An 8,630-nucleotide genomic window follows, 5' to 3' on the forward strand; every position below is an offset into this window, starting at 1 on the left:
CCATCACTTTCATCGCAATCCCCAGCAGCAGTCTCAGTTTTGCTACTACAGCCATCTGCTGCACTGTGGCGGTACCTTTGCCGCAGAACTCACCCAGCAGGTGCTGACAGACTTGGTGGACAGTGGTTTATTTCTCGGTCGCGATCAGCGGGCTCTAGAAATTCTTTGCCGAGAGCTATCCTGGAAAACGACCATGGGAGCCATGCGGTAGCGCCGGTAGACAGATCGAGCCCACACCGGTTCCAGGGCCGTGCTTCACCCATGAAAATCGAGAACTCCCCACGTATCTCCCCACGTATCATCGTGGATGGGCGTGGAGAGCGTGTAACGTTTGAATTCTAAGTAACTTGAGGATTATTGTATGACTCGCGCCATTATGGAAACGGCTAAGGGCACCATTACGATTGAGTTTTTTGATGCAGATGCTCCCAATACCGTGGCGAATTTCGTCAAGCTGTCGGAGGATGGATTCTACGACGGTCTGTCCTTCCACCGCGTCATTCCTGATTTTATGATTCAGGGCGGTTGCCCCAAGGGCACAGGTACCGGTGGCCCAGGCTACGAAATTAAGTGCGAAATTAACTCCAACAAGCATATGGCGGGTTCCCTGTCCATGGCGCACCGTGGGCGCGATACGGGCGGCAGCCAGTTCTTTATTTGCCATTCTCCCCAGCCTCACTTGGATGGTGTGCATACTGTGTTTGGCCAAACCCAGGATATGGATGTGGTCAACGCCATTCGCCAAGGTGATAAAATTCTGTCCGTCAAAATTGAAAAGTAGGGCCACATATCCTCAATTCACAGTATTCTCAATGGACAGGATGGTGATGGGCATCGAGTAGATGGTGGGCGATCGCATCAGCCGAATCCATGGACTACCCGGCTCGGTCCAGGTGTGGCCCATCCTGTCCTAAACGACGACTGATGGAAACGTGGGCTTGCATCAAGGGGAAGGAGAACCTATGGCAGCATGGCAGGTGATTTCAGGGGGAGTCACGGCTCCGAAGGGGTATCGTGCATCAGGGATTGTTGCTGGTATGAAGCCTTCTGGATTACCCGATCTGGCGCTGATTGTGTCTGATGTGGAGGCGATCGCTGCCGGAGTGTTTACTACAAGCTGCGTGCGGGCAGCCTGTGTAGACTATTGTCGTCAACTCCTAGAGGCCAAGCCAGCAGCGCGGGCAATTTTGTGCAACTCGGGGCAGGCCAATGCTGGCACCGGTAGCCAGGGCTGGGACGATGCGATCGCCAGTGCCCAAGCGGTGGCCCAAGTGTTGGGCTGTGAGGCTGATGCGGTACTGCTGGCCTCCACGGGGGTCATTGGGCAGCGCATCAAGATGGAGCAGTTGCAGGCTGGCGTGCCGAAGGTAGCCGCGCAGCTTTCTGAAACCGGTTCCGACCAAGCTGCCTTGGCGATTATGACCACCGATCTGGTGCCCAAGGTTTGCGCGTTAGAAACCCAGGTGGGCGATCGCCCCGTGCGTATGGGCGGCATTGCCAAAGGATCGGGCATGATCCACCCCAACATGGCTACCATGCTCAGTTTTATCACCTGTGATGCCACGGTCTCTCCCCACATTTGGCAAGAGATGCTGGGGCGGGCGGTGGATAAAAGCTTTAACCAAATTACGGTGGATGGCGATACGAGCACCAACGATTGTGTGATAGCCCTGGCCAATGGTCAATCGCGTACGCCCGCGATCACCACCCTGAATGCAGAGGCAGAAACCCTAGAAGCCATGCTGACGGAAGTTTGTATGACCCTGGCGAAGGCGATCGTGCGGGATGGCGAGGGGGCAACCTGCCTCGTGGAAGTGACGGTGAGCGGGGCGAGCAGTGATGAAGCGGCGCGCAAAATTGCCCGCACCATTGCCGGTTCCTCCCTAGTGAAATCAGCCATTTTTGGTCGAGATCCCAACTGGGGACGAATTGCAGCGGCAGCTGGCCGTGCAGGCGTGTCCTTCAACCAAGATGATCTGCGCATTAGCCTCGGCGACACCCTATTGCTAGACTATGGGCAACCGCTACCCTTCGACCGGGCTGCCGCCAGTGCCTACTTGACGGCGGCGGCGGAAAGTGCCGACCCTGATGCCAATACCGTCCATATCAACGTAGGAGTAGGAACCGGTGCAGGACATGGGGTGGCTTGGGGATGTGACCTCAGCTACGACTATGTCAAGATTAATGCTGAATACACCACCTAACCTGAATTGATGTGTGCTTTTCTGCCCAGATGTCCACCAGTGTAGCCGTCTGGTGGTAGAACTGTATAAGCCTTTTACCCAACTACCCGGCCATCATGGATCTGCAAGCGATCGCCAGTGGGCAAGTCACCTACACCGTCACTCAACTGCGGAGCAACACGGCTCTGGTGCGCTCCCTTCAGAGCGCGTTGAACTTAATGGGCTTCCCAGTCGGCCCATCCGATGGACTATGGGGCTCTCGTACCGAAGCAGCCTATCGGGAGTTTACCGACTACTTTGGGTTTCGCCCCAATGAGTTATCGCCTCGGGTCGCTCGGTTTATCATCAATTCAACCGGGATGCAGCCCGCTCCACCACCTGCTCCGCCCGCGCCGCCACCGCCGGCCCCGCCGCCACCCGCGCCGCCACCGCCGGCCCCACCGACGGGAAATCATTTCACTGAAGCCCTACAGTTTTCCCTGCGCTGGGAAGGTGGCTTTGTGGATCACCCGGCGGATATTGGTGGTGCGACCAATAAAGGGGTGACGACGGGAACCTACAACGAGTATCGTCGTCGTAAGGGGTTGCCAACCCAGAGTGTGCGGTTGATCACTCAGACAGAAGTGGAAGATATTTATCGCAGCATGTATTGGACGCCCTCCAACAGTCAGTTGATGGTGCGCCCTTTAGCCATTGTGCATTTTGACACGGCAGTTAACTTTGGGGTGGGTGGGGCTACGCTCTTCCTGCAGGAAACCCTAGGCGTGCCTGCAGATGGCGGCTTTGGCCCCATCACCCGCGGTGCCCTCGATCGCTCGAATACGGCGGCTACTGCTCGGCGCTATGTGCAAAACCGCATTGATTATCGCTACCTACGGGTACGGCAAAATCCCAGCCAAAGTGTGTTCCTTAATGGTTGGCTGAATCGCGACAATGACTTGATGAATTACATCTCTAGGATGTAGGAGCCCTGTAGGGCTGTGGCAGGAGGATAAAAGGATAGATTAAAGGGCTGCGCTGACCCTAAGGTAAACAACAGGTTGCCCTTAGGGTTACGTCAGTTTGTCCAGCATTGCTGGGAGCGATCGCCCCCGCTAGCGTTTCGCCTAAGACAACGAAGGTTCGATCGCCAGTTCCTGACAAGCTGCTACCCCAAGACTCGGCGTAGCACGGTAGGCGTCGGTGGGGCTGTAGAGTTTGAGGGTGCGATCGCTGCCGATGAAATAGAGATAATCCACATTGGGTGAGTATTTGAGGCCAACCCGTAAATTAGAGTAATCATCTTCACAGATTTCAAACCCAAATCTGACGATAATTTGGGCAACGAGGCATTCTGGCGTATCGGTATGTTCGCCAGACGTATCTCGCTCCTGCCAGAATTTTTCTAGAAACGATCCGAGGGTTCTAACGACTTTGGCGGGTTTTCCATTCCGGCTGGCATAGATGACAGCGGGGTTTCCTTCAACAATAATGTGGCAAGAGGTTTCGGTCATTGCATCTTACACTCAGCAGCAAAACGTCTGGTTAGCTACATTATTTAGTATGAAGGTAGATGGCCTCAATGGCGGCGGTATTTTGCTAACGGAGGCAGCTTCGTGACCGCCTAAGCTGGGGTAATCGGTTTTCGTATCAATCCATCATGATGTGGTGAGGGGGTAACGCGCGTGAATGCATCAGAACAAGCAACAAACGTGACGGTTGCCAGTAAAATTGCAGCCGTCGTGAACTTGTTCAAATCGGAATTTCCTGATATTCGAGCCGATCTCAAGCCTTGGATGAATGATGAGGAAACTCGGGAGTTGGTGGATCCGGAGTCTATTGACCTAGGGTTTCACTTTCCAGGGGTGAGCCGGTCTGCCCAAAGCCGCAGTTTATTGGTGCAAATTCGCCTCGGGCAGGGCTCGCTCTCCACAACGCCTCGGGTGATTGGGGTGGATGTGGTGGGGTTTGATCATCGCGGTAAGCAGTGGCAGCTTTCGACGATCGACCACTGGCAGTTTGTCGGCAATACCACCCCTGCCCCGGCGGTGGCGGAGAAACTCAAGCGGTTTTGCTGTCAGGTGTTTGATGTCTTCAACGGATCGCAGATGGCATCCTAGCGGGTGAGGATTCGAGGCGTGACGATCGCTACGCTAGCGCAGGATATCGCCTGCAGCTAAGACTGCTCCGCCGATAATAAACAGACAGGCGATCGCTATACTCCAACTGGGTAGGGCAAAGCCGCAGGCTATGAGCAAGAGTGTAGACAGCAGGGGCGCTAGGTAGGAAAGGGCACCCAGAACCTTGATGTTGCCATGTTTGACGCCGTAGTCCCAGGTGAAAAAGGCGAGACCTACGGGCCCAAGTCCGAGTCCGAAGACCGCCAGCCACTGACTGCCTACGGGCCAGACCGTGGCTTCAAACAGACCATGGCAGATCCAGGCGAGCAGGGCCGTGACGCCGCAAAATCCACCAACGGCATCAGTGGGAATGCTGCCAAACCGCCGAGATAGAACGGAATAGCTAGCCCAAATCAGGGCAGAGGCGATCGCTGCCAGATAGCCCAGGCTGTATTGTGGGTCGATGCGCAAAGCTTGACCATTGCTGATTAGTAAACCAGCTCCCAGGAAGCCGGCGATCGCTCCCACGCCATGGAACCAGCGCAGTGACTCGTTGGGCAGTAGGGCAGACAACAGCACAATCAACAGGGGCCAGAGGTAGGCAATCAGGCTAGCTTCTACGGCCGGTGCGTTGCTGAGGGCGATGAAATAGAACAAGTGGAAGCCAAAGAGGCCTGAAACGCCTACGCCCCACACCGGCAAGGGTAGTCGCAATTGCCGCCAAATCGTGCTGCCCTGCCGCCACCACATGATCAGACCAATCCCAAAGGCAACAGTAAAGGCCATGGCCGTCAGTTGGAACGGGGGCACGGTGCCGCTCAGTTTGGTCAATAATGCCAAGGTAGCCCACATCATGATAGCGGTGAAGCCAATGCCCGTGGCCCGTAGTGTTTGAGATCTTAGATGTGCTGTCATCGTTCAGAACTAGGGGAGAGATAGGGGGAGGTTGGTAAGCCAGGAAGCGATCGCGTCCCATGCGCTACAGTGGGAAAGAATTGCTGAACGTGGTACGCAGTGTAGCACTGCCCTTGCCAGCCCCGCTTCACCCACCTGAAATCTACATGACTAGCGCATTTTCCTCCCTTCGCGATTCCAGTCGCCGCCCGATGACCGATTGGCGGCTCTTTTTGCGGCTGTTGCCCTATGCCCACCAAAACCGGCGGGTGTTGATTATCTCGATGGTGCTCTTGGTGCCCTTGGCGATCGCTGAATCGGTGCAGCCGGTGTTGATCGGTCAATCCATTTCCCTCCTGCGCAATGAGCCGACCATGGGCTTTTTGGCGGAACGCACCCTATCCCAAGGGTTGAATCTGCTGGTGACGTTGTTGGTGGCCACGATCGCCCTGCGGTTGCTTTTGGTGGGACTTCAAGGCTACTTGGTGCAGGAGGTGGGGCAGCGGATTACGGCCAGCATTCGCGATGATCTGTTCCGCCATGTCACCTCCTTAGCGGTACGCTTTTTCGATCGCACGCCGGTAGGCCGTTTGATTACGCGTCTCACCAGTGATGTGGATGCCTTAGGGGATGTGTTTGCCACGGGGGCGATCGGCATTGTTAGTGATCTAGCATCCATGCTGGTGGTGATTATCATCATGTTTTCCCTGCAGTGGAAACTAGCGCTGATGCTGGTGTTGATGCTGATACCCGTAACGGCGATCACCATTGTCTTCCAGCAAAAGTTTCGTGTAGCCAACTACCGGGCAAGGGAAGAACTATCGTCCTTGAATTCGGCGCTCCAGGAAAATATTCTGGGGATTAATGTGGTTCAGCTCTTTCGCCGAGAAGCCTTTAATAGCCAACTGTTTCGTACCATCAACCAGCGCTATGTCCAAGAAGTAGACAAAACCATCCTCTACGATGCCGCGATTTCCTCCACGCTGGAATGGATTGCCCTGGTGGCGATCGCTGCTGTGCTGTGGCTCGGTGGTTTGCTGGTGATGGAAAACCAGGTCAACTTTGGACTGTTGGCATCGTTTATCTTGTTTGCCCAGCGGTTGTTTAATCCCCTGCGCCAGTTTGCTGAAAAATTTACCGCGATCCAAGCGGGTCTGACAGCGATGGAGCGTTTTCACAACCTGATGAGCGAGCCGATCGAAATCCAGGATCCGGAGCATCTCACCTTTGCCCAGGCGATCGCTCCCCCCGCATCTGAGAAAGAGCTTGCTGAGAGCGATCGCTCGGATACGCTCGTGAATGTTGCCCCTGCCACGCCCGGAGAAATTCGCTTTGATCACGTCTACTTTGGCTACAAGTCGGATGAATATGTTCTACATGACCTAGACTTCACCATTCGCCCCGGTGAAAAGGTGGCCCTCGTCGGCCCCACCGGCGCTGGGAAAAGCTCGATTATTCGTCTGCTGTGCCGTCTCTATGAAACATCCCAGGGACATATTTTGCTGGATGGGGTGGATATTCGCGATCTGCCCCAAGCCGAACTGCGGCGGCGCATGGCGGTGATTCTCCAAGATGGCTTCCTGTTTGCCGGAGACGTGAAAAGCAATATTTCCCTAGGCGAAACCTATTCCATTGAGCAGATTCGCCAAGCGGCGGTGCAAACCAACGTCGCCGCCTTTATTGAACAACTGCCCCAGGGCTACGATACCCAACTGCGGGAACGGGGTTCGAATCTGTCGGGCGGACAAAAGCAACTGTTGGCCTTTGCCCGTGCCGCCGTGCGCAATCCGCCGATCCTTGTGCTTGATGAAGCCACGGCCAATCTAGACGTAGGCACCGAAGCCATGATCCAAGAGGCATTAGAGACGCTTCTAGAAGAGCGTACCGCCATCATCATTGCCCACCGTCTGTCTACGATCCGCAAAGTTGATCGCATTTTGGTGCTCAAGCAAGGGCGTTTAATCGAATCGGGTAGCCACGATCAGCTTCTAGAACAGGGTGGTCTCTATGCCAGTCTCTATAAACTGCAGATGCTGGAGCAGTAGGGCAGGGCGTGGGGCAATACGCTAAAATTCCCACATTGACCATGGTTCAGGGCTGCTATGCTACACGGCTTTATTCCCCCCGATCGCTTCTTTGCCTATCTCACCTGGACGGATATCCAGGCCATGCCCGATAAGGAAAATACCGTGATCATTCAGCCTATCGGCGCAATCGAGCAGCATGGGCCGCATTTGCCCGTAGCGGTGGATGCAGCGATCGCTTCTGCGGTGACGGGTCAGGCTTTAGCGAAACTAGACGCGTCTATCCCTGCCTATGCCCTGCCGCCGCTCCACTACGGAAAATCCAATGAGCATTGGCACTTTCCCGGTACGATCACGCTTTCTGCCCAAACCTTGATAGCGCTGTTGATGGAGGTTGCCGAAAGTATCTACCGCGCGGGCTTTCGGAAATTTGTGTTGCTCAACGCCCACGGTGGTCAGCCGCAAATTATGGAGATCGTCGCCCGAGATCTTCATCAACAGCACGACGACTTTTTGGTGTTTCCCCTATTTACCTGGCGAGCGCCCCACGATGCCGGCAAGCTGATGACGGAGAAGGAGAAGGAGTTAGGCATCCATGCCGGTGATGCCGAAACCAGCGTCATGCTCTCGATTTTGCCCGATCAGGTGCAGATGGAGCGCGCCCAAGCCGAGTATCCTCAGGGATTGCCAACCGATAGTCTGTTGAGTATGGAGGGCAAGCTCCCCTTTGCCTGGACAACCCGCGATCTCAGCCGCAGCGGCACCCTCGGTGATCCCACCGTTGCCACCGTTGACAAGGGCGATCGCATCATGGATTCTGTCACCAACGGTTGGGTGCAGGTGATTGAAGATATCTATCGCTTCCGCCAACCCCAAGCCTGGAAAGATGCTCCAGAGCGATCGCCGTCCTAGCTGTTCAAAATCCTATGACTCCTACCCTATTTGGCCGTTGGCAAACCCGCCTGCTGATCTTGGCAACCATGGGTGTCCTGATCACCGGACTGTTCACGACCCTATACCCCAGTGATCCGCCACCGCCCTTTTTCCTAATCTTGGGCTATGTCGCACTTTTTGGGGTGGGCTGGGATACCTTGTACCATGCCCTACAGCAGCGCCGCTGGGATCACGATTGGCCCGCCGTGTTTCAACTCTTGGCGGGGTTATGGGAAGGTCTGTTTATTCTCATGCTGTTGACGACCGTAGGGCTGCCGGGCATTGAAAATACCATGCCCCTCGGTGGTTTCCTCGGGCACTACAGCCTCGTCTGGCTAGGCTATTTCATCACTACCCAGAGCCTCATGCGCGTCTTATTTCCCCGCTGGCGATTTCGGGGTGGGCAATGGTGGGGACGGTTCTAGGTAGGGGTTTGATGATGTTATGAGACGGTGTGTTACGGCTTCGCCTAACAGCACCTACAACGGGGGCGCGAT

10 protein-coding genes are annotated in these 8,630 nt (G+C 55.4%); 8 read left to right on the forward strand and 2 right to left on the reverse strand.

Annotated features, from left to right (window positions below):
- The 4 genes from V6D20_16345 to V6D20_16360 all read left to right on the forward strand — a co-directional run.
- Positions 1 to 211 (forward strand): hypothetical protein (locus V6D20_16345; protein ID HEY9817350.1); only part of this gene is annotated, 211 nt, incomplete at its 5' end.
- 150 nt (positions 212 to 361) lie between these two features.
- The gene (locus V6D20_16350) at positions 362 to 781 is read left to right on the forward strand and encodes a peptidylprolyl isomerase (GenBank protein HEY9817351.1); all 420 of its coding nucleotides are present in this window, start codon (positions 362 to 364) and stop codon (positions 779 to 781) included.
- A gap of 181 nt (positions 782 to 962) precedes the next feature.
- Positions 963 to 2,204 carry a bifunctional ornithine acetyltransferase/N-acetylglutamate synthase gene (argJ, locus tag V6D20_16355; protein HEY9817352.1) on the forward strand — a complete coding sequence of 414 codons (1,242 nt, stop codon included), beginning with the start codon at positions 963 to 965 and terminating at the stop codon, positions 2,202 to 2,204.
- A gap of 95 nt (positions 2,205 to 2,299) precedes the next feature.
- On the forward strand, positions 2,300 to 3,148 hold the full coding sequence (locus V6D20_16360) for a glycosyl hydrolase 108 family protein (GenBank protein HEY9817353.1): 849 nt from the start codon (positions 2,300 to 2,302) through the stop codon (positions 3,146 to 3,148).
- 141 nt (positions 3,149 to 3,289) lie between these two features.
- On the opposite strand, the gene V6D20_16365 is transcribed toward V6D20_16360, so the two are convergent.
- Positions 3,290 to 3,676 (reverse strand): hypothetical protein, encoded by a 387-nt coding sequence (locus V6D20_16365; GenBank protein HEY9817354.1) that lies wholly within the window; start codon positions 3,674 to 3,676, stop codon positions 3,290 to 3,292.
- Positions 3,677 to 3,847: 171 nt separating this feature from the next.
- On the opposite strand from V6D20_16365, the gene V6D20_16370 reads away from it, so the two are divergent.
- Positions 3,848 to 4,282: a hypothetical protein gene (locus tag V6D20_16370; protein HEY9817355.1), complete on the forward strand. Its 435-nt coding sequence runs from the start codon at positions 3,848 to 3,850 to the stop codon at positions 4,280 to 4,282.
- Between the two features lie 33 nt (positions 4,283 to 4,315).
- Here the strand turns inward: V6D20_16370 and V6D20_16375 are convergent, their stop codons facing one another.
- Positions 4,316 to 5,197: an EamA family transporter gene (locus V6D20_16375; GenBank protein HEY9817356.1), complete on the reverse strand. Its 882-nt coding sequence runs from the start codon at positions 5,195 to 5,197 to the stop codon at positions 4,316 to 4,318.
- Between the two features lie 146 nt (positions 5,198 to 5,343).
- Here V6D20_16375 and V6D20_16380 point away from each other — a divergent pair, with 146 nt between their 5' ends.
- Genes V6D20_16380 through V6D20_16390 form a run of 3 tightly spaced genes read left to right on the forward strand, consistent with a single transcriptional unit; the run spans position 5,344 to position 8,558 of the window.
- Positions 5,344 to 7,221 (forward strand): ABC transporter ATP-binding protein, encoded by a 1,878-nt coding sequence (locus V6D20_16380; protein HEY9817357.1) that lies wholly within the window; start codon positions 5,344 to 5,346, stop codon positions 7,219 to 7,221.
- A 57-nt stretch (positions 7,222 to 7,278) separates the two neighbouring features.
- Positions 7,279 to 8,112: a creatininase family protein gene (locus tag V6D20_16385; protein HEY9817358.1), complete on the forward strand. Its 834-nt coding sequence runs from the start codon at positions 7,279 to 7,281 to the stop codon at positions 8,110 to 8,112.
- Positions 8,113 to 8,126: 14 nt separating this feature from the next.
- A complete protein-coding gene (locus tag V6D20_16390) occupies positions 8,127 to 8,558 on the forward strand; it encodes a hypothetical protein (GenBank protein ID HEY9817359.1) in 432 nt (143 codons plus the stop codon).
- Positions 8,559 to 8,630 lie beyond the last annotated feature (72 nt).

It is taken from the genome of Candidatus Obscuribacterales bacterium (assembly GCA_036703605.1).
Lineage (GTDB): Bacteria > Cyanobacteriota > Cyanobacteriia > RECH01 > RECH01 > RECH01.

What these genes read in the sequence shown, in the direction of transcription:
- V6D20_16360 (HEY9817353.1), top strand. Translation starts at nt 2,300, where the DNA reads ATGGATCTGCAAGCGATCGCCAGTGGGCAAGTCACCTACACCGTCACT.
- V6D20_16365 (HEY9817354.1), bottom strand. Translation starts at nt 3,676, where the DNA reads ATGACCGAAACCTCTTGCCACATTATTGTTGAAGGAAACCCCGCTGTC.
- V6D20_16375 (HEY9817356.1), bottom strand. Translation starts at nt 5,197, where the DNA reads ATGACAGCACATCTAAGATCTCAAACACTACGGGCCACGGGCATTGGC.
- V6D20_16380 (HEY9817357.1), top strand. Translation starts at nt 5,344, where the DNA reads ATGACTAGCGCATTTTCCTCCCTTCGCGATTCCAGTCGCCGCCCGATG.
- V6D20_16350 (HEY9817351.1), top strand. Translation starts at nt 362, where the DNA reads ATGACTCGCGCCATTATGGAAACGGCTAAGGGCACCATTACGATTGAG.
- V6D20_16390 (HEY9817359.1), top strand. Translation starts at nt 8,127, where the DNA reads ATGACTCCTACCCTATTTGGCCGTTGGCAAACCCGCCTGCTGATCTTG.
- V6D20_16385 (HEY9817358.1), top strand. Translation starts at nt 7,279, where the DNA reads ATGCTACACGGCTTTATTCCCCCCGATCGCTTCTTTGCCTATCTCACC.
- argJ (HEY9817352.1), top strand. Translation starts at nt 963, where the DNA reads ATGGCAGCATGGCAGGTGATTTCAGGGGGAGTCACGGCTCCGAAGGGG.